The 20,823-nt window shown below is 45.4% G+C and carries 19 protein-coding genes; 6 read left to right on the top strand and 13 right to left on the bottom strand.

Features of this window, described 5'->3' with window-relative positions:
* Positions 1 to 287: 287 nt before the first annotated feature.
* Together H509_RS0110780 and H509_RS24935 are read right to left on the bottom strand one after the other, a co-directional pair.
* Positions 288 to 1,241 carry a DNA-binding transcriptional repressor DeoR gene (locus H509_RS0110780; RefSeq protein WP_028545092.1) on the bottom strand — a complete coding sequence of 318 codons (954 nt, stop codon included), beginning with the start codon at positions 1,239 to 1,241 and terminating at the stop codon, positions 288 to 290.
* Positions 1,242 to 1,381: 140 nt separating this feature from the next.
* Entirely contained in the window at positions 1,382 to 2,041 is a 660-nt protein-coding gene (locus tag H509_RS24935; protein WP_036696923.1) for a YitT family protein, read from the bottom strand.
* A 781-nt stretch (positions 2,042 to 2,822) separates the two neighbouring features.
* Here H509_RS24935 and hmpA point away from each other — a divergent pair.
* The 4 genes from hmpA to H509_RS0110745 all read left to right on the top strand — a co-directional run bounded on the left by hmpA (position 2,823) and on the right by H509_RS0110745 (position 7,443).
* Positions 2,823 to 4,040 carry an NO-inducible flavohemoprotein gene (gene hmpA / locus H509_RS0110765; RefSeq protein ID WP_028545091.1) on the top strand — a complete coding sequence of 406 codons (1,218 nt, stop codon included), beginning with the start codon at positions 2,823 to 2,825 and terminating at the stop codon, positions 4,038 to 4,040.
* Positions 4,041 to 4,291: 251 nt separating this feature from the next.
* Positions 4,292 to 4,840, top strand: coding sequence for an acyl-CoA thioesterase (locus H509_RS0110760; RefSeq protein ID WP_036696920.1), 549 nt, complete (start codon positions 4,292 to 4,294; stop codon positions 4,838 to 4,840).
* A gap of 824 nt (positions 4,841 to 5,664) precedes the next feature.
* Positions 5,665 to 6,702, top strand: coding sequence for a collagen-like triple helix repeat-containing protein (locus H509_RS27630; protein WP_028545088.1), 1,038 nt, complete (start codon positions 5,665 to 5,667; stop codon positions 6,700 to 6,702).
* A 393-nt stretch (positions 6,703 to 7,095) separates the two neighbouring features.
* Positions 7,096 to 7,443, top strand: coding sequence for a YjgN family protein (locus H509_RS0110745; protein WP_425414233.1), 348 nt, complete (start codon positions 7,096 to 7,098; stop codon positions 7,441 to 7,443).
* 187 nt (positions 7,444 to 7,630) lie between these two features.
* On the opposite strand, the gene H509_RS0110740 is transcribed toward H509_RS0110745, so the two are convergent.
* The 4 genes from H509_RS0110740 to H509_RS0110725 form a co-directional block, all read right to left on the bottom strand.
* Positions 7,631 to 8,137, bottom strand: coding sequence for a Crp/Fnr family transcriptional regulator (locus H509_RS0110740; RefSeq protein ID WP_036696919.1), 507 nt, complete (start codon positions 8,135 to 8,137; stop codon positions 7,631 to 7,633).
* 124 nt (positions 8,138 to 8,261) lie between these two features.
* The gene (locus tag H509_RS0110735; protein WP_036696918.1) at positions 8,262 to 8,552 is read right to left on the bottom strand and encodes a hypothetical protein; all 291 of its coding nucleotides are present in this window, start codon (positions 8,550 to 8,552) and stop codon (positions 8,262 to 8,264) included.
* 53 nt (positions 8,553 to 8,605) lie between these two features.
* Positions 8,606 to 9,199 (bottom strand): nucleotidyltransferase family protein, encoded by a 594-nt coding sequence (locus H509_RS0110730; protein ID WP_157277616.1) that lies wholly within the window; start codon positions 9,197 to 9,199, stop codon positions 8,606 to 8,608.
* 280 nt (positions 9,200 to 9,479) lie between these two features.
* Positions 9,480 to 9,797 carry a DUF2164 domain-containing protein gene (locus tag H509_RS0110725; RefSeq protein WP_245596023.1) on the bottom strand — a complete coding sequence of 106 codons (318 nt, stop codon included), beginning with the start codon at positions 9,795 to 9,797 and terminating at the stop codon, positions 9,480 to 9,482.
* Positions 9,798 to 9,897: 100 nt separating this feature from the next.
* Here H509_RS0110725 and H509_RS0110715 point away from each other — a divergent pair, with 100 nt between their 5' ends.
* Entirely contained in the window at positions 9,898 to 10,311 is a 414-nt protein-coding gene (locus H509_RS0110715) for a YhjD family protein (RefSeq protein ID WP_028545082.1), read from the top strand.
* 181 nt (positions 10,312 to 10,492) lie between these two features.
* Here H509_RS0110715 and H509_RS0110710 read toward each other — a convergent pair whose 3' ends face one another.
* The 3 genes from H509_RS0110710 to H509_RS0110700 form a co-directional block, all read right to left on the bottom strand.
* Positions 10,493 to 10,975, bottom strand: a complete 483-nt coding sequence (locus H509_RS0110710; protein ID WP_028545081.1) for a YhjD family protein — start codon at positions 10,973 to 10,975, stop codon at positions 10,493 to 10,495.
* Positions 10,972 to 12,240 carry a DNA polymerase IV gene (locus H509_RS0110705; protein ID WP_028545080.1) on the bottom strand — a complete coding sequence of 423 codons (1,269 nt, stop codon included), beginning with the start codon at positions 12,238 to 12,240 and terminating at the stop codon, positions 10,972 to 10,974. Before H509_RS0110705 ends, H509_RS0110710 begins: the two co-directional genes overlap by 4 nt.
* Before the next feature lie 638 nt (positions 12,241 to 12,878).
* Positions 12,879 to 14,708, bottom strand: a complete 1,830-nt coding sequence (locus H509_RS0110700) for a DNA/RNA non-specific endonuclease (RefSeq protein ID WP_036696914.1) — start codon at positions 14,706 to 14,708, stop codon at positions 12,879 to 12,881.
* A 422-nt stretch (positions 14,709 to 15,130) separates the two neighbouring features.
* Here H509_RS0110700 and H509_RS0110695 point away from each other — a divergent pair, with 422 nt between their 5' ends.
* On the top strand, positions 15,131 to 15,826 hold the full coding sequence (locus tag H509_RS0110695) for an SOS response-associated peptidase (RefSeq protein ID WP_028545078.1): 696 nt from the start codon (positions 15,131 to 15,133) through the stop codon (positions 15,824 to 15,826).
* Between the two features lie 87 nt (positions 15,827 to 15,913).
* Here the strand turns inward: H509_RS0110695 and H509_RS0110690 are convergent, their stop codons facing one another.
* The 4 genes from H509_RS0110690 to H509_RS0110675 all read right to left on the bottom strand — a co-directional run bounded on the left by H509_RS0110690 (position 15,914) and on the right by H509_RS0110675 (position 20,816).
* On the bottom strand, positions 15,914 to 17,209 hold the full coding sequence (locus H509_RS0110690; protein ID WP_028545077.1) for a globin-coupled sensor protein: 1,296 nt from the start codon (positions 17,207 to 17,209) through the stop codon (positions 15,914 to 15,916).
* Positions 17,210 to 17,428: 219 nt separating this feature from the next.
* On the bottom strand, positions 17,429 to 17,716 hold the full coding sequence (locus tag H509_RS0110685) for a stage VI sporulation protein F (protein ID WP_028545076.1): 288 nt from the start codon (positions 17,714 to 17,716) through the stop codon (positions 17,429 to 17,431).
* 159 nt (positions 17,717 to 17,875) lie between these two features.
* Positions 17,876 to 19,924 carry an ATP-dependent DNA helicase RecG gene (gene recG, locus H509_RS0110680; RefSeq protein ID WP_028545075.1) on the bottom strand — a complete coding sequence of 683 codons (2,049 nt, stop codon included), beginning with the start codon at positions 19,922 to 19,924 and terminating at the stop codon, positions 17,876 to 17,878.
* 19 nt (positions 19,925 to 19,943) lie between these two features.
* Positions 19,944 to 20,816: a DegV family protein gene (locus H509_RS0110675; RefSeq protein WP_028545074.1), complete on the bottom strand. Its 873-nt coding sequence runs from the start codon at positions 20,814 to 20,816 to the stop codon at positions 19,944 to 19,946.
* Positions 20,817 to 20,823: the final 7 nt, after the last annotated feature.

Below are 20,823 nucleotides of genomic sequence, written 5' to 3'. Positions count from 1 at the left end.
ACTTTTGTAAATACTATTTTGAACAAATGTTAAGATCGTTCGATTTCATGTTCTTAAATTATTCAATATTGCTTTGTTTCCAACGTTTCCACAACGTATTCATTCCCAATTCAACTTTTTTATCCTTTTTTCCTTACGCCTTCTCTCCTCACATCCCCTTGTTGAACATTTGTAAAATCATAACAACTCAAAATGTAAATATTTATTTATGTACACAAACACAAAAAGAGATACTGCCTTCAAACAGTATCTCTTGTATGATCTATTTTTATGAAAGAGTTGGGCAGCTAATTCAGACTATCCCGATTTAACAGCAGCTTTGCCGTAAACTGATCTGTAATTAGCACATTGGCATACTTCGCCTGTAAAGCTCCGCGAATCCCATCAACCTTCTGGGCCCCGCCCGCAATTAATACTGATTTTTCCTTCTGCTTGAGCTCTTCCAATTCAATTCCAATCGTCCTTGCGTTTAACTGCTCGTTGCAAATTCGTCCCTCTTTGTCGATAAACCGTGATCCGATATCACCAACAGCATGCTGGGACAATAATTGAATATCTTCTTCTGTAAAATAACCTAGGTGGAACAATAACGAGTCACTTGCATCCGGCACACCTACTGTAAACAGCGCTATATTCGCCTGCCGGCCCAAATCCAGCAGCCTCCGGATATGGCGGTCTGCCTCAATTGCTTGCTTTACGACTACATGGTCCACAATAGCTGGCAGCGGCAGATGATACGGCATTGCGTTATAGGCTTGCCCGAACAAATGTAAAATCTCAGATGCATATGTTTTCTGTTCGGAATGGCTGACGCCCCCTTTGAGCTGTACGATCTGCACATCTTTTAATGCTTTGTACTCCAAATGCGCAGCAACCTGATATAACGTCGTTCCCCAAGTCGTGCCAATGATGTCTCCATCCTTGACGATGCTGTTCACGTATTCCGCTGCAAGCATCCCAATGTACTGTTTAATGATTGGCTCATCAAATGCGGGTATCGTGGCAACCAACGCTTGCTGCAACCCAAACGCCTGCTCCAGCTCCTCCTGAAGCTGCTGTCTGTCTTCCCTCGGGTCCATAATACGTATTTCTACGATACCTTCTTCCTTGGCCTGCTGTAGAAGGCGTGATACCGTTGGACGAGAGACGCCGAGTCGACTTGCAATATCTTGTTGGCTATAGTCGTGCAAATAATACAGCTTCGCTGCTTCGATGCTTTTTCTAATTTTCTCGTATTCCATAGCTCCCCCGTTAATTACGTCCGACATACATCCTGAGTTACCCCCATTGTGGCATAATCAGATGTACAGCGCAAGGCAAAAAGAACCGTTCGATCCTCCCCCATAAGGCAGCAATCGAACGGTTCCTTATTAAATATCTATTATCCATGTTGATGCCGAACTGCCGGAACTTGTGGTACTTTGGAAGTTACCTTTACCGGACGACGTGCCGTACCTGCTTGAACGGTCCACGTGATTACTTTACCAGCTACACTTACCGCCAAAATCGTATACAACGTATCCATAAGCGGCAGGTAGAACATGGACACAAGTAATACCGCGACATCAATCAATATAAATACAGTACCTACGCTCAACTTCGTCATACGGCTTATAAACAGCGCTGCAATATCATCGCCACCTGTTGCGCCGCCGAAGCGAAGCACTATTCCTGCGCCTAATCCAGTTAATACCCCGGATACAATCGCCGCAAGCAATAAATTCGAACCAAAATCAAACACAAACGGCGAAAACCGTTCGCACAGCTCATAAGTAAGCGAGAATACGCCTGTAGCAATCGCTGTGTTCATAATAAAGGTTCGGCCTTTGAAGAACCACGCCGCAATAAATACCGGAATGTCGAGCAGCAATACGGTGAGAGCAGGCGACCAGTCAAATGTATATTTGCCGATAAGCGCCAAACCTACGAACCCGCCTTCTGCTAGATGGTTCTGAAAATTAATGTGATAATAACTACATGCAAGTAAAATTGATCCTAACAACATCCAACCTATGTTACGTAATTGTTCGTTTTTCCTCATCTTTGTTCCCTCTCGTCTGTCGCATAGTGTGCCTATGACTGACTGCGGGATCACAAATAGAGGACTTCATCCTTCGATTCATCTTCGTCACGCTTCCTTCGCAGTCAGTCTCATTCGTCAAGTGACTTCACTTTTCTGCGAGAGGAGCTAGATGTAGGAAAGATCATAACGTTTCCAGATTGTCCTTTGGGGCATCATCCTTCGGGGACGCATTGGTATCCTGATCCTTTCTGTAATTGTTTTTGGGTTAACCTTAACTAAAGCTATTATACCACAATCTATATGCCCTCCAAACCGCATCCATTCTTCAAATATCGCTGCCGTCTGGATTTAGCCGCATTTAACGGGAACGAGCTTGAACCAGCCCCATCTATGGTCTGCTTCCTGCTGTATTTGCTCTGCCATGCTCTTGAATTTGACGTCTTTACACTTTTCCAACATTTTCTGTTCTTACTCCGGTGCTGACACGCTACCAAGGTCAATAACGATAACAGCTGTGACAGTTGTTCAAGAAGCGATCACATTTGATGTGCGTTTAATCACACTGTGACGTTTGTCACACCCGTAAAATGACAACTGTAGGCAGCTCGCAAGGTTCAACATTTCGTTATGCAGTCCGCCCTACAGTATATGTTAGACCTCTACCATAGAGGTTGTCCGGGCGGCCGAATCCATTTTAACATTTTCATGTGGCTCAAGCTTGTTGTTCCCTGTTGACCATCTAGGTAATACCGAGCGTTCAAACGATTCATTTTTATCGACAAATAAGGAGGATGTCCTCATGTTAAACCCACGTACTATTGAATTAGTTAAAGCTACCGTTCCGGTATTAGCGGAGCACGGTCCTGCAATTACAACACGATTTTACGAATTGATGTTTACGAATCACCCTGAACTATTAAACGTGTTTAACCATGCGAATCAGCGTCAGGGCCGCCAGCCAATGGCACTCGCGAACGCTGTGTATGCAGCCGCAGCCAACATTGATCAGTTGGAAACGATTATCCCCGTCGTCAAGCAGATCGCGCAGAAGCATCGCGCGCTGAACATTAAGCCTGAGCATTATCCTATTGTTGGCAAGCATTTGCTGCTTGCGATTAAGGATGTACTTGGCGAGGCGGCTACAGACGATATTATAAATGCTTGGGCAGAGGCATACGGCGTCATCGCAGACGTCTTTATTCAAGTCGAGCAGGACATGTATAAGGAAGCCGAGACGCAAAGCGGCGGTTGGAAGGACGTACGGCGCTTTGTAGTCACACGCAAAGTACAAGAGAGCGATGTTATCTCGTCCTTTTATTTGAAGCCGGAGGATGGCCAAGCGATCGCCTCTTTTGAACCAGGTCAATATTTGACGATTCGTGTGCAGCCTGAGGGCCACCAAAATACACATTATCGCCACTACAGCCTGTCAAACGCACCAGGTTCGGACACTTATCGTATCAGCGTAAAGCGGGAGGATGGTAATAATAACTCGCCTGCCGGCGTAGTGTCGAGCTACCTTCACCTTGCTGTACATGAAGGTGATATCCTTGAGGCGACTGCACCTGCCGGTGATTTTACGCTGAAGCGCGGCACTTCCGCGCCAGTTCTACTGCTCAGCGGCGGCGTAGGCTTAACGCCGATGACCAGCATGCTGCATACACTTGCGTCCGAAGAGCCGGAACGCGAAGTGTATTACATTCACGCGGCGCAAAACCGCGCCATGCACGCGTTGAGCGACGAGATCGCGGCGCTTGCTGAAGCGCATGAGCGTGTCCATTCGTTTGTGTGCTACGAGCAAGCCAGCACCAATGACACTTGTGACCATGTCGGCTATATAGATGCAGCTTGGCTCGCTTCCGTTGTTCCTGCCGCGATCTTGGCAGAGGCTGATGTATACTTTTGCGGACCTGTCCCTTTTATGAAGGCGATCTATCAGGCGCTAGACACCCTGCAGGTGGACCGCTCTCGTGTGCATTATGAATTTTTTGGGCCTGCTGGCTCCTTGGAACAGTAAGGGAACTGCCCTAAGTCAGGGCTAGCGCGCTGGCCGCCTGACTTAGCTGTAACGTAGTAGTATATTACACATCAGAGTATATTGGATTGTTCAAGCTGCAAATTGCCGTCAATTCCGCCAACAGGCGTGGACTGGCGGCAATTTATCGTTAATAGCAGTATAATTGGCATCCATACGATTTGATATCGACATCTGGCTATAATCCGCTATAATTAAGACCATTGTAATTTTTAATGAAAGGGCGTCTCATCATGTCTCAACAACTAGAATCAATTACCTCCCAGCTTGAACCGAAAAAGTGCAAAGAATCCAGAGTATTTCGGACTGGCCGTGTATTTCCGAATGATGTAAACAATCATAAGACGTTGTTTGGCGGCAAATTAATGAGCCTGATTGATGAAGTAGCCTCTATTAGCGCGATGCGGCACAGCCGCTGCAACGTTGTAACGGCTTCCACAGATTCCGTTGACTTCCTGCGGCCAATTCACCAGACGGACTCCGTTTGCTTGGAGTCGTTTGTCACCCACACGGGCAGAACAAGTATCGAAGTGTTCGTTAAGATTGTCGCCGAAAATTTATATACAGGCGAGCGTGTTATCGCAGCCACTTCGTTCCTTACCTTTGTCTCACGAGATGAGGCAGGAAAGCCTTGTCCTGTAGCCCCAGTCATTCCCGAGACAGAAGAAGAATGTTTGCTGCACGAATCGGCAGCAGAACGCTCAGAGCTGCGCAAGATTCGCCGCCAATCAAGCAAGCGGCTTGCCGAGCGTCTGACGACGGGCAAGTATTGGGAGCAATAATAGGCACCCGTCGGTTGTACGATTCGACCTGACCCATTACTTTGAAGCTTAAATTACAACGCTTTGCCAAATCAGTCAGCCGTCGAAAATGAATCGGCGGCTGGTTCCCCTTACGCTAATTACCTAATTCCACTTCACTCAAGTCTACTTGTTCATCATAGCGATTTTTGGAAACATAATTTCTGTCATAAAATCTCCTCTTAGGGCCGTTAGGTGACCACTAGAAATACACACATTTTAATTACAACTCGCAAACTCATTACTACTTGTGCATAAAAAATACATACTCCTTTTCGCAGGCAATTAAAGAGGAATCCTCATGAGTAAAATGCTCATTTTTCTTTATCCCCATTATTTAGGAGGTTAAGCAGTTATGAAGTACAGTCGCCTATTCGTATATTTATGTGGATTTCTAGGCATTGTCATAAGTGTTCGTGGCACGATGCTGTCAATTTCTATTGGAAAATCATACGTGATAGATGTTATTAGTCTAGTCTTGTGGATATTATACCTTTACTCTTTTCGTTCTATTTTCAAACAGCAAATAGAACGAAAAAAAGATAGTGGTAACCCCTAGATTTCATTTCTATGTGACATACTCAGAAAAGCCTGAAGCTGTATGGCATTACGATAGACTTTATTCCTTCATCCTATCCACGATCTCTCGTATTGCAATGGCGAGCGGCTCGTGAATCAAGCCCAAATTAATAACCTGCTATACGCAGCATACTTGCGGATTTTGCCTCTGAGGTAGTACACCTTCTATTTCTATGAATATGCTGTGTTGTGTTTATTAATTATCTATCTATTAAGGAGTGATATTAATGTCACAGGCAAACCTGCCTAATATTACCCCTAGCATTACGATTACAAGAGATGACGCCTTAAACTTACTCTTGTCGTCTATTGCAATCGAAGAGCTCGGACTTGGGCACGTGATTAACGCTGAGGCAGAAAAGATTCAATATGCAGTTGGTACTTTACCTGGATTATCCATCCCTGCAACTATAAGCGATCTTCTTGCTGTCGACGCAAGTGTAAAGAGTACTTTACAAGAAACGATCAAGAAAGAAATGCTGCTTTCAACTAAATTGGAAACTATTTTAAATGCACCTTCCCTTACGGGACCTACTGGTATAACAGGGCCAACAGGTCCGTCAGGCGGACCCGTAGGGCCTACTGGTAGTACGGGAGCTACAGGAGCCTCTGGTGCTACGGGTGCTACTGGACCAGCGGGTGCTACGGGAGCTACAGGTGCTAATGGACTAGCAGGCGCCACGGGTGCTACGGGCGATCCTGGACCAGCAGGTGCTACGGGTGCCACAGGGCCGACTGGCGCCGACGGTGCAGCCGGCGCTACGGGGGCTACCGGGGCTACGGGCGTTGGAGCTACTGGCCCAACAGGCGCTACGGGTGTTGGAATTACTGGAGCTACAGGCCCATCGTTCACAACCAGTTACTTCCAGGCTTCTGAAACGGGGCAAGCGATTGCAGATGCTCCTGAAGCCATAACATGGACGATCCCTATCCATCAAAGCTCTGGTGATATTACTGCTGCAATTCCTACCACAGATATTTTATTAGCCCCCAACTCCACGTTCTGGGTTACCTATGACGCATCTCTCCAGTACACATCTGCTGGCTCCTCCTTTACAACACGATTAGAACTTAATGGTACACCGGTTCCCGGTTCATCAAATGTTTCTGTTGGCGGTGGCGTAGGAGCAAGGGAGAACTTTGCAAATTCAGCCATTATTGTTACAGGTGCAGGACCGAACGTTCTCCGACTCGTGTACGACGGAAATACCGTGGGCTCAACAGCAACAACGGACAATGGTATAGCTATATTTAGAATGGCCTAATATGTCATTTTATTTTCAGAAGCGGGAATCGTACATTCCCTTCGCTTTCGTGAAGCTGTTGAAATTTCAAAAATGACCAAGTAACCAAAAACGTATAGTAGATGAAGGGCTGTTTTCAAATTGTGCGCGGGACAGCCTAACATCTCAATAAACACACAAAAGGACCTCAACATCCACTTCAGTGGGAGTGAGGTCCCTTCTTTTCCCAGGTACTCGCTTCTAATGCAGGGCTCAAAAAATCAAACGTTGATTTTTGAGACATCCTTTTACGCAATGAGCAAGTCATGACTTTAAATATGTGAAATAAAGTTCATATTTTAAAATACGGCAGGAAAAAGCAACGTTGACAAGGAATTATATTTTTGTAGATAACATAGAAAAGGGGAAAACTAGATGAGTATGACGATGAATGCGCGTCCATATGCGCAGGATCAAGTGGGTGGGGATTCTTATTTTGACGGAGGATTGCTACAGTACATCGGGTTAACAATTTTAGGATTTATGGTGACGGTGTTTACGCTTGGCATTTGTTTGCCGTGGAGCTTTACTATGCTGTATCGCTGGAAAGTGGAGCATACGGTCATTGAGGGGCGACGGTTAGCGTTTACGGGAACCGCAGTTGGTTTATTTGGCAATTGGATCAAGTGGTGGCTATTATGTATTATCACATTCGGAATCTACAGTTTTTGGTTGTTTATTGCGTTAGAAAAATGGAAAGTAAAACATACCCAGTTTAGATAGTATCCATACGTACAGCTAGTCCATTCATGCACAAGAGACCGTCCTATAAGGATAAGGAACGGTCTTTTTGGCTTGCTTTATTTAGGAACCTCATTTTACACTTCTGCATTACTCGATGCTTATCAGCACGTAGACATCATATGAATTGAAATAAGGCATTCTGCACTCACGCTCTTATCATTTCGATCTATACGCCTTGCCGAATAAGCCGATTTACCGTCTCACGACGAACACCTATAAATTGACCGATCTCTTCTTGCGTGAGCAGATCCGTTACACGTTCTTCTTTGGCATAGCTGTTCATCCACCTCTTCAGCAGTTCCAGTCGTTCCGCTGGTGATCCAATCGTTAGATGATCGATACGCTGCTGCATAAACCGGAGCTTCTCTTGCAACAGCTTGGCGGCATCTAATGCTTTGTCTGTGCTTATAGCCAATTCCGCATACCAATCCTTCGCCGAAATACGCTCTACTTCTCCATTGGTCAAAGCGGTTGCTGTGCCATGAAAGTCTTTTGGTGAAATCAATGAATGATGCGGCACTACCTCACCTGGATATAAAATATTAAACAACACAATATTTCCATTTTCATGCAAACGTGTCACTTTATACAACCCACTTACGATCCGGTATAAATAAGTGCCCGGGTCCCCTTGATGAAACAGCACTTCCCCTTTGTGCAACGTCATTTTCATTATATCCCCCTCCATCTGACCATACTCATACACCGCACTGCTGTACGGCCCCCTCTCCCCAAGCAGCACACCCTCCAAATGCCTAGTTGGCTTTGTTCACGCCTGTGGATCAGTGGCACAGTGTCTAAGCATCTTGATGTTCTATGTAAACGCCCTGCTCCAAGTAATGCTTGTATATTCGGAAAAAGACCCGCATCCCGAGCCAATACTGCTGATCGCTCTGAATGGGTGTCAGCCAGTAGATAGCCTGACTCATTGCCTCGTCATGCCCCTCAGCTTCCATGTTCCGGTATCGCTCCAGATCGATATCAAACATACCCTGCACGATCTCATCGGCGCTTGCTCCTTCCGCACGAAATTCATAGGTAGCCTTGCTGCCTTCCTCTGCAATCCGCTCAAATTGTACATGGTTCATCACTCACGCCCTCCATTTTTCACAATATCTCGTCTATCCCTAATTATAATTCCCTATTTCATACGTACATAGGGCCATGTGACTTGCCAACCCTTATTGCGTACCCGTGCTTCATAATATACACGATCCTTAAATTTGGGGCTCTGGCGAATGTGCATCGCCATTAAGTCTTGCAGAGCCTGCTCTCCCCACGGGCATATGAAGGTCAGCGCCCCATCAGGCTCCATTCGTACACCTACAGCCGTCATCAGCTCTGGCCAATGCATCATAGCGTCTGCCGTAGACACGAATGGCTCGTTCCCATTCAGCATATGCATACGCGCTTGATTTTTAAACGACCACTTTCGATACGGCAGCTTTGCTTGTAGCGCTTGCTCATATAACTTCTCCATCGATTCCTGTGTACATAACGGATCGTAATAAACAACATCAACATCATTCAAAGGTGTAGGCTCTGCATAACGATGTAATTTGTCCCATACCAGATTACGCACATATCCAGCTCCAATACACCAATCCGGCAGGTTCAGCTCCCGCACAGCCTGTAATTCTGACATCCTTATTTCATCTTCAGCAATCCAGGTCAATATACGCTGCTCTGCCTCATGGAAACTCCATTTACCGACTTGATGTGCACAAGTGATCAATCAATACCACACCCCTTGATCTGTGCAGCCCGCCAATCGACACATGTGATCTGACTGCTGCACCGTGTTGCGTGATTCCGAGGGCTCCAACCATACTCTATATGAAAAAATGCCACTCCACTCGTCTCCATGCCTTGTGCAGCGCTCCCTCCTGACCACAATCGAACAAGCTGCTCCGCATCTGTATCCGTATGCGAAGCAGCTATAGCTGCGCTTATTCTACATTATCGTAATTGAATACTATTGAACAGGATATAAAATATTCCTGTTTCTACTGGTGTTATCTCACTGCACGTTTGTGCATCGCATACAATTCATCCTCAACAGCCGCAAAACGATCATTTAGCATCTTACGCGCATCTTCCAATGCTTGATTGTAAACGTGCGGACCGATTGTCTTCAGCATAAATTCCAATATGTCCGTTGCTGCAAGCTCGCCCATTGTTTCTGATCGTTCAACCTCATAATAATACTGAATTTCACTCACTAGCGCTTCTCGTTGCTCCTTCGTTAATTTCATCATTTGCTGCCCACGCTCCTTTGTTCTAACCCATTGATACACTTCGACAATATCCTGCTCATTCCTTCCCTTTGGCACTCACTTCCGCTTGATAATCGAATATTTGTTCGTTATATTGAATATAATAAGAACATAAGTTCGTATTATATTCATTATAACGATATAAAGGAGGCGTCACATGAGCTCCCGTCCAACCTCCCCACAAGGGACGCTACCCCATCACACTGACGACGCACTGCTCGTCAAACAGTATGTGTTACAAGCGCTAGTCCTCGATGTTCTGGAGCGTGATATCGCCGGACTAGCCTCTTCCTCGCTGAAGATGGCCTACATTTACATAGAAAGTCTGCGCCAAGCTCAAGACGAGGCGACCGCAGAACTCTATCGCATTCGTAAGCAATTCAGACAGAGAGGAATCAAAGTATATGATGAAGAACGACAAACTCATGGTATACGTGTACACTACATGTGCAGAGGCTACGAGCATTCTTTCTACATGCTGCGTGGTCTGCTGCGCACTGAAGTCACTAGCCTAGTGAAGCGTTACTTGCACATTCATTCTGCGGAACAACCGAATACAATCGCTCCGTAATTAAATTAGGACAAGGTCAAGTCTGGAGCGCGTATGGCAGAGCCTCTGTAACAAGTAGTCGATCTCATGGGATCGACTACTTGTTTTGGATTTACGGGTTGTATAACATGCCTTAATAGCTGCAGTGGCCTGCCGTCTTAATTAGTAAACCACTGCGTGATGCAATAGCTTAGTTTCTTATTTAGGGGTTACTTAATTTGGCTATAAGGCTGTCTGTGTATTGAGCTAACCTCTTGCTTATTTCTGCCTTCATATATTCTTTTGTTATAATTAAACGATCTTCATAATCACGATAGGAATAATGCAGCTCCATTACATCTTCATGCTTTTCGTCATGTAAAATGTGAATTTCTTTTTCCATCATTTCTTGTTTCACCTTGCACAAGTTTTTGTGGATATGAACGGCGAGAATTTGAGCTGCTTTGGCATACAGCGATTTTAGCGTCTCCGAAGAATTTTTCATTTCGGACATTTTTTTAGTTACTAGCGTGTGCATGATCGGAAGCAAAATATAATCACGTATCAATGCCATATCTTCCTGTTTAGGACGGCTAGTCGTAAGACGCGGTACTACACGATCCCTATTTAACAACGCTTCTCGATGCTGAGGCAACATCATACGACTGGACTCCCAAAGACCGTTCTGCTCCAGCTTTTTACTCATTTAAAATGTCCCCCAATCTTTATGGATCTTTCTAACGCTTGACCTGCACGAGTAAGGGAGGAAGCTCTTACAATTGCTGCGCTGCCGTATCGCGTTTTTATGTTATCGGTAACTTTATCCAACGCTCGAGTTTTCTCCTGATCCTCAAAAAGGGTCAATTGATAGTGCTGATCATCCACCAACGTGCTTAACATAACGCCCGCGCGGCGCACAGGCATATGGTCCCAATATTGATAAAAAATTGTTTTTACCATCTCAAATACTTTATTCGTATTGTTTGACGGATCTGGCATTTTCATTTGGCGAGAAAAGCCTGTCGGCTCCTCATATGGACTGCACATACAGCTCACGGTTACAACCCATCCCATGTAACCTTTCAGCCGACAATCGCGGCATACTTCCTCCGTCAGTTCTAGCAAAATCGTATCGATCTCTGCGGAAGCTGCATAATCTCGGGGTAAGGTCATCATATGGCCGATAGATTTGGGCGGCGTATGAAATGTCCTCGGGGTAACCGGGCTATCATCTAGCCCGTTCGCCGTCCGCCACATCACCTCGGCTTGAATATCCGACTGCTTGCCAAAGCGAGCTCGAAATTTATCTTTAAGCCGCGGCAGTGGAGTGGTTGCAACATCGCCAATCGTCACCATTCCTAATTTGGCAAAATGCTTGCTCATCCGCGACCCGACACCGAACATTTTGTGAGCAGGTTCCGGCCATAGCATTTTAGGTACATCAGATGGTAGTAAAGTAAAAATGCCGCTTTTGTTTTTCTTCGCCCAAATATCGGTCGCAATTTTAGCCAAAATTTTGTTGGTGCTGATTCCGATACGAATCCTGACACCTGTTTGCATCATTACCCGTTGTTGAATCTCCTTAGCAATGGTGAGCGGATCTCCAAAGATCGACAGGCTTGCCGTAACATCTAAAAATTGTTCATCAATACTAAACACTTCAACTAAATCCGTAAAATCCTCATATATTTGAGTAATCATTAAAGAAACATCGATATAATGCTGCATGCGAGGGCGCATAATAATAAGATCAGGACACTTGTTGAGTGCTTCTCCTAACCGTTCGGCTGTCGTCACACCATAACTTTTCGCAATGGGGCACGCGGCTAAAATAATACCTGACCTTCGTGTAGGGTCACCAGCTACTGCTACTGGTTTATTTTTGTATTCTGGATGTTCCGCTTTCTCTACGCTCGCATAAAAACTTTCGCAGTCGGCTAGAAAAATAACCTTTTCACGTTTATGACTCACATTAAGCCCTCCAATTATTCAACAACCTTGTATCACGCTTTACTGTTTTAGGACTTGACTACCTTTTTATACAATTAACAAAAATGAGAACGTACATTCTTTTTTATATTATATACAGAACACTTGTTCGTTATGCAAGTGAATATTATGGAATTATCCCCTCAGAGGCGTGCTTCATTATATGACTGTTGGAGATGGGCAAGCAGGTCTTGCTTTATATGAAAATGACTGAACATGATCAAGACCTATAAACAATAATTTAATAACAAAAAAAATTAAAAAAAATTCCACATAGTATGCAACTACTATGTGGAACCCTCTTTGATTACATTTCCCTTTAATTTTCAATTTTCAACTTGTTACAGAACTTGAACGCTACCCTATTATCGTTAAACATAAGTAACTATTCAAAAAGATGTATTCCAAAATCAAATTACGAAAGCTCAAAAGGAAAGATATACTGCAAGATATGAAGATAAATAAACAAAGTTCCCTTTAAGCAAAGCGGCTAGCTTGATAGCTTGATATACGCACACTATTATTCACAATACTGAGAGGCCAGCCAGTTTCCCGTTTGACCTCTCATTACAATCTTGCAGCACACATCTATTTATAGCCTAAAAAGCATAGAACTACGATCAAATCAGCTGTATATCGTCAAAACGCTCAATCGGAACTTGTCCGAATGTAGACTCCTTCAGATCTAGCCGGTCGTATAGACGCAAATTTCCAAAATCCAGCCCCGTCAACGCCTCAAGCAAGGAAACTTTAACCTGAAATGTTTTGTAGGCGCCTAGCACAGGTTCTTCTTCCTTCGCCGTTCCTAAATATTTAATCAAGCTCCACTGGGATGTGAGGTATGCCGTTACCGATAGCCGGTCGTTATGATCGACCATAACAGCAATTTTCCAATATTCAGAAGGAATTTGAACATTTCGATACCAGATATCATCCTTACGGAATACAGGACCCGTAAATACAGAGGCTTTGCGCTTCGTATTACTCATATGATTTAAAATATAATCCTCCAGCCCAAGCCATATCTGCTGATTAAATTTCTCATGCTGCGGTGAACAGTTCGTAAAATGAAAAGAATCGATGTTTGCTTGCGCTCCCGCTCTCCCCCACACCGGGTCCCTTCTCCTTACTAAATGTCCTCGATCCAGAGGGTTGTCCTTGTACAATTCATTACCACATTGATACATCCGATCAATACGCGGATCATAGCGCCAATCTACCCTGTCATAATCAGTTAATTGGCTGCCATCAATGTCAACTACCGTGTAATAGGCGAGTCGCCGAGATTTGCTCATCACAATGGAGAAATGCGTATAATGAAGAATGGTGCCGCCTTGTTTTAGCCTTGCCAGGTCTGGTTCGAGATCCGTACGAAACGAAGGATGATGAACTTCATGAGCGTCACCTAGAAACTTGCTATCGTGGCCGGTTAACCCCTCATACCATACCAGGCCTAATTCCTCTCCTACTGCAAGCTTCTCTCCTTCTGGGCTAGTCCCTTCAGCAGATAATGTTAGACGATCCACATACTGCTGCTGTTGAGCGGTTAGATTCGACTTCTGTTCTTCAATATACTTGAGGATACTGCTTATACGGACACCTTCATTCGCAATAAACTCCGCCGGATTTTTCGGATCAGGGACACCCGCATGATGGAGCGCAACTACCATCCATTCATCATTAAATACAGCAGAACCTGATGAGCCTGGCAAAGTATCAGCAGAATAGTGAATAAAGTTATCTAGCATATCTGTTATTTTGTTCTCTCTTACGACTACTGCTTTGGGTGCACCAGACGGATGCTGAATAATGGACACATATTCTCCAATCAGCACCTTGCCTGTTTGTTTAACCAAAGACAAGTAACCGAATTCGGCTAATGGGGTTCCATCAGAAGCTTGCTCTTCAACTGCTACCAACGTAAAATCCAATTCCTCATTCGTCATATAAAACCGGTCTGGCATCAATCGAAAGCTATGCATGACTCGTTCTTTCCCGTTCAGATCGATTTCATAATTAAACTGCGCCATACTGGATAACGTCGTATCCGAATTAGGCAGGACATGATTATTGGTCAGCAGCAGATTGGGAGTTACGAGAAAGCCTGTCCCAAATCCTTCGACTCTTCCCGTTCGATCACGGATCTCCACCCTACAGATGGCCTTACTGACTTGCAGCCCCTTTTCAAAAAAGCTGATTGGAAATAAGTCGCTTTTTCCTAAAATACGTTCTAGTGCCATTCCGTCTCTAGGATCAATAAATTGTTGGCGTTGTGCAGCCCTTTCAGGGCTATCCACTTCAAAAGGATTTTTGCACTGTAACGCTGACAAATTTTTGCCCCGCTCATTGGACCGTTGTTGATATCGCTGTGTAGTCAGATCATTTTGCTTTGCTTGTAAGGATATCCCGATAAATTCGGATGAAGCCTTGTTGATCGGATGGATAAACATAAAGCTCAACCTCCCTAATCTATTATAAGCTTCCTATCGTTAACGTTCTGGCCTACGATCAATCATTGAAATATAAAAATGAAACATCATCATCACAACTCAATCAGCGCAGTGCTCGTTGCACTGATATTCTATAATATGCTGCAAAGCTATGAAATATGACAACATTCTGTCAAACATCTGGTAGATTTCAGCAGTTGAAAATATAGCGGTCCATTTGTAAACGCATATCGATCGATCTTTATCGTCAATGTGTGCATGACATGACACTAAATGTGCCTAGAGCTAGTGAACTGCGTCACTTCCCCCTATTGCATTAGTCGAGTCGATTCACGATATGCTACAATGCAGACATATGGACATGTGGGCCTAAGACTGCATCCCCGTTGTACCCGTTGTAAAGCAAAGGAGGTGTTACATAAATGTGTGGACGTTACACTCTAACCATCACGTGGGAAGAACTTCTCATGTATTACGAGTTGGAGGAAGGTCCGTCTGTTGCCTGCCATCAACCGCGCTACAATATAGCGCCCGGGCAAACAGCGCCGGCTATTATTCATGATGGGGAAAAACGGAAGGCAGGACCTCTGCGATGGGGATTAATACCTTCTTGGGCGAAAGATGACAAGATGGGATGGCGTACCCTAAATGCCCGTGCTGAGACGCTGCTAGAGAAGCCGGCGTTTCGCCAACCGTTCCAACGCAAACGCTGCCTCATTCCAGCGGACAGCTTTTACGAATGGAAGCTTGCAAGCGATGGCAAGAAACAACCGCTGCGTATCGTCCCCGCTGACGGAGGTTTATTCAGCATGGCAGGTCTATATGACACTTGGAGAAATGAACATGGAGAGAAAATGAGCACTTTTACCATCGTCACAACAACTCCGAATCGGACAATGGAGCAAGTACATGATCGAATGCCAGTCATACTAGGCCCTGAAGAGGCGTCCACATGGCTGGACAGAAGTGTTGTAGAAGTGGACAAGCTGCAACGGTTATTAAAGCCCTGTCCTTCTGAGTGGCTGGAGATGTATCCTGTAGATCCTAAAGTAGGTAATGTTAAACACGATTCGCCTGAATGTATAACAGCTATTAGTGATCCCCCCTTGTTATTTTAAATGAAAAAATGAAAACCACGGATGATCTATATACAAAAGGCTGTGAGTCGCCTACCTCCATCGTAGTGACTGACAGCCTGCTGTTGATTAAACTTTCTGTTCTTGCTGAATCATATCCATCAAGACATCTGCCTGATGATTAACCGCATCCGAGGCTTCCCGAATCTCCTCTAGCATCGAGCCAAGAAACTCAACGTCGGTTAGCACTTCCTGGCTTTGCTGCTGATGATGTTGAATCTGCTCGTAAATATGCGAGAAGAATTCAAACGCTTTTCCCGTCTCCCCATTGCCCGTCTGAATACGGTTGTCCACCTCCTGCATCACTTCATTAATCACAGCAATCTTCTCATGTGTTTTGCCGATCAAATGCTGAATAACAGTTGACGATTCATTCGTCCGCTCCGCCATACGACGGACCTCACGCGCCACAACAGCAAAGCCTTTTCCATGTTCTTCAGCATGTGCGGCTTCAATTGTTGCATTCAAGGCAAGAAGCTGCGTCTGCTGTGATATCCCTTGTACGATGTCCATAATTTGATGAATCTCTTCAGATATGGACATCAGCTCCGTCATACGGCCCGTTACCTGATTCATCGCGCTTACGATATTTTCCATACGTGCTTGCTGCTCGCCTAACATCAAGCTGCCATCGTGCGAAAGCACAGCTACTGAGTCAGAGGTTTGATTGCTAGAACGTACTTTCTCAAACATTCCCTGAGAACGTTGAACCATTTCATTTAGAGCTTGCTGCGTCTCGGCCGTGCTATGTGATAGGGCTTCACTTGCCTCAGACACCATGCGACGAACTTTCACCTTCTCCACTTCTGCCTCTGCACGCAGCCGACTGTGCTCCTGTTCATACGCTTCTAGCACAAGCTGCTGCTCCAGATTAAGCATACGTGTAATCGCCTGCTCTAGTGCTTTATATTCATCCAAGGATATTCCTAATTTGTAAGCGGTTTCTAAAATGGATTGCTGGAGCGTATGAAAAGAGGCGATATACCATTTGGTTGGTAAATGAATGCGGACATGAACATGTGCTACAATGCGGCGTCTCTCTATGTATACTTCATCGATCTTTCCTTCGAACAACTGCATCAGATGCGGCCGTAGTGTAAGCTTGAGGCGATCTGTGTGGCTATGCTTGCGGATGATGTCACTTAACTGTTTTTCTTTATTCACCGTGTCATAAAATGAGTCAATTGTCTTGTCGATGCTGTCCTCTACATGCGGCCTTAGCTGCTTTAGCATAGCGAGGTCACGTGTAGTCAACCCAATCATTCGCAATTGATTTAACATCGCTTGTGGCACATCAATACGACACGATCCACTATCAAGGCTATCGAACATCGAACTTTTCTTCTTACGTAACATGGATATCATGAATCGAATTCCCCCTATGCAGTTGACTCCTGCTAGTCTCTATAAATCGATCATACCACAACTCCCTTAATATGGATATATTTACACAGTAAATAATCAAAGAAGGCATGCTGCTTTTTCGTATGATCAATCTTTAGCGACGGTTAGCGACAGGTTCAACCGTTACAAACGAATAAAAAGAAGAACCAGATGATTTCCCACCCGGTTCTCCTGCAAATACTAACGAAACATTCCCCATAGTTTAAGCAAATGAAACGTATTGTTCGGGTCTATCTTAAGTGAAATAACAAAGTTGACCAGTTGATCCTCCTGCACAATCGTCAACGGCTCGTTAAGAGATTTGGCCACCTGACGAATAAGCGAGCGTACTTTGGTACGATCCTGCAAATCATACTTCGACACGCCATCCAAATGACGCTTTACTCGATCTTTTAGAGCAGGATTACGCAGCTTGGTTTTGATCCGTTCAACCAATTGCGGGCTAATCCCATATTTGACATAACTCATCGTAGGGCACACCTCCGGTGCATCTTGCAGCTATGACAACGTTACATAGACTGCTTTACTTGTTCAGCGCATCCTGCTGAAGCAATCACTGCACTGCACATAATCTGTACCATTGTATGCCCGACAGCTTGTCAACTGACCGTCCAAAAATAAAGGTTGTTAGTCCATTAATTCACCTTGGAACAACTGATCTTTTTGCATTTCCTCGCGCAGCAGCGCATACATCGGTGAAGTCCAATACTCTTCTGCACGAATTAGTTCCGCTGCATCATCACGCGCCTGCTCCAAGACAGCAAAGTCGCTCGCCATATCCGCAAGCTTAAACTCCGGCATACCACTCTGTTTGGTTCCAAAGAAATCGCCTGGACCACGCAGCTCCAGATCACGCTGAGACAACTCAAAACCATCCTCTGTCTCGGTCATAATGTGCATACGCTCCTGTCCGATCTCTGATTTCGGATCGGCAATCAGCACACAATACGACTGATGCTGCCCCCGTCCCACACGTCCGCGCAACTGGTGCAGCTGCGACAAACCAAAACGCTCCGCGTCCATAATAACCATTAGCGTAGAGTTTGGTACATCCACCCCAACCTCGATGACCGTCGTGGAGACGAGCACGTGAGTTTCACCGTCACCAAAAGAACGCATCACAGCGTCCTTCTCCACAGCGCTTAATCTGCCGTGCAGCAAGCCTACCTGTAAATCAGGAAATGCCTGCTGCATCTGGACGTGAACATCAATAACGTTCTGGACGTCCAGCTTGTCCGACTCCTCAATAAGGGGACATATGATATAGGCTTGCCTGCCGTCTGCAATCTCGCGCCTAATAAAGTTCAAAATTCGATCCAGCAGCTCATGCTTCACCCAATAAGTCTTAATAGGTTTCCGGCCTGCTGGTCGCTCCTTAATAGAGGAGACGTCCATATCACCAAAAGCGGTAATCGCCAACGTACGCGGAATAGGTGTTGCCGTCATCAACAGTACATCTGGATTAAGCCCCTTACGGCGCAGCACGCTGCGCTGGTTCACCCCAAACCGATGCTGCTCGTCAGTTACTACAAGTCCTAGCTTGCGAAAATATACATCGTCTTGAATCAGCGCATGCGTGCCAACCAAAATGTCGACCATTCCCATCTGCAAAGCGCCCAGTAAATCACGCCGCTTGCGTACCGACACACTGCCTGTTAATAACGCAACCTGTATCCCATGTGGTTCAAACAACTTCGTCAGCGAACGCATATGCTGCTCAGCTAATATTTCTGTTGGCACCATTAGTGCACCCTGATAACCGGAACGAACAGCTGCGAATAACGCAACGGCCGCTACTACAGTCTTGCCTGAACCAACGTCGCCTTGCAACAGACGATTCATACAAAACGGAGACCGCATATCTTGTAAAATGTCCGTCACAGACTTCTTTTGCCCCTCGGTAAGCTCAAAGGGCAGCGAATGTACAAATTCACGCACAGTGGAGTTGGAAACCTCATGTACCACTCCATCTGCTCGCTTACGCGTCAGCGCACGAAACATATGAAGCTTGAGCTGAAACAAGAACAGCTCCTCATAAACCATTCTGCGCCGTGCATGTTTGCCTTCTTCCGCATCCTGTGGCTGATGCAGCGTACGAATCGCCTGCTTCCGTGGAACGAGTTGATAACGTCGCACAAGCTCCTGCGGCAAAATTTCCGGGATCGTTTCCCCAAACTGCGTTAATGCCTGAGCGATGGTCTTACGCATCCATTGCTGCGTAATCTTCCCGCCAACAGAATAGACCGGCTGTAGCGTGTCTTTGCGGAATGCTCCGCGATCCGGAAATTCAGAGGTAGAGACCGTCAGTTGTAATCTGCGCTGATCCCACTTGCCAGTAACCAAAATGTCCCTACCTTGGAATAATTGTTCACGCAGATAAGGCCGGTTAAACCAAGTCGCGGTCACCAGCCAGCTCTCGATCATGATGCGGCACGACAAGCGTGATTTCTTGCCAAACCGCTGTAGAACAGGCTCACTTACGATGCGACCTTCCACCGTAATTTTCTCGCCGTCTTTTACTTCACTTAATTGCCGTACTCGAAAGTCTTCATAGCGAAATGGGAAATAAAGCAGCATATCCTGAACGGTAGAGATGCCAAAGGCGTGAAGCTCTTGTTGTTTCAAAGTGCTCACGCCTTTAATCATCGTCACTGGAATTAGAGAATAATCAATCATAAGTCAGCGTTCACTCCGACTACAACTTGTCTGCGGACACTTCCGCAGGCCATGCAAACATGGCGACGACTCCGGGTCCGACGTGTGTTCCAACAACTGCGCCGATGCGCGTATATTGTACAGAACGAATATCAAATTGTGACTGAAGGGCTGCTACCACTTCGTCAGCCGATTCCTTTACTTGGCCATAACCAATTGCAAGATGAATCGGCTTCTCTGCAAAATCGCTGCTTAATAGTTCCATAATTCGCTGAAGAGCTTTCTTATAGCCACGTACCTTCTCCATCGCGTATACTTCGCCTGCCGGATCAATGGACAGAATGGGCTTAATGTTAAGCAAGGTGCCAAACATTGCAGCCGCTTTCCCGATACGGCCGCCCTTCTGCAAAAATTCAAGAGAATCAACAAGGAAAAACAACTTACGCTCCTGCTGCATCCGTGTAATCATCTCTAAAATTTCATCCTTCGATCGTCCCTCTTGAGCCATCTTGGCCGCTTCAACAACAAACAGACCGAAGCCATATGAAGCAGAACGAGAATCTACTACCGTAATATCAGCTTCTTCTTCCATCATGTTGCTAGCAAGCATGGCCGACTGATACGTACCACTTAAAGCTGATGATAGATGGATGGAAATGATAGACGTTTCCGGTTCCTCATTCAGACGTTTAAACACATCTACAAATTCTACAGGCGAAGGTTGAGATGTAGTTGGCAACTTAGAAGACTGGACTAATTTATCGTAAAATTGATCCGGTTCAATCGTAATGGCATCCTTGTACATCTCTTGCTCGAAATGAACTTTGAGCGGCACCATCTCGATGCCATAACGTTCTCGTAATTCGAGTGGAATGTCAGCGGTACTGTCGGTCACGATTCGAACTTGAGCCATATCGTTG

Origin of the sequence: Paenibacillus taiwanensis DSM 18679 (assembly GCF_000425125.1) — a bacterium.
Taxonomy (GTDB): domain Bacteria; phylum Bacillota; class Bacilli; order Paenibacillales; family Paenibacillaceae; genus Paenibacillus_B; species Paenibacillus_B taiwanensis.
This window is presented reverse-complemented; position numbering and strand designations above follow the sequence as displayed.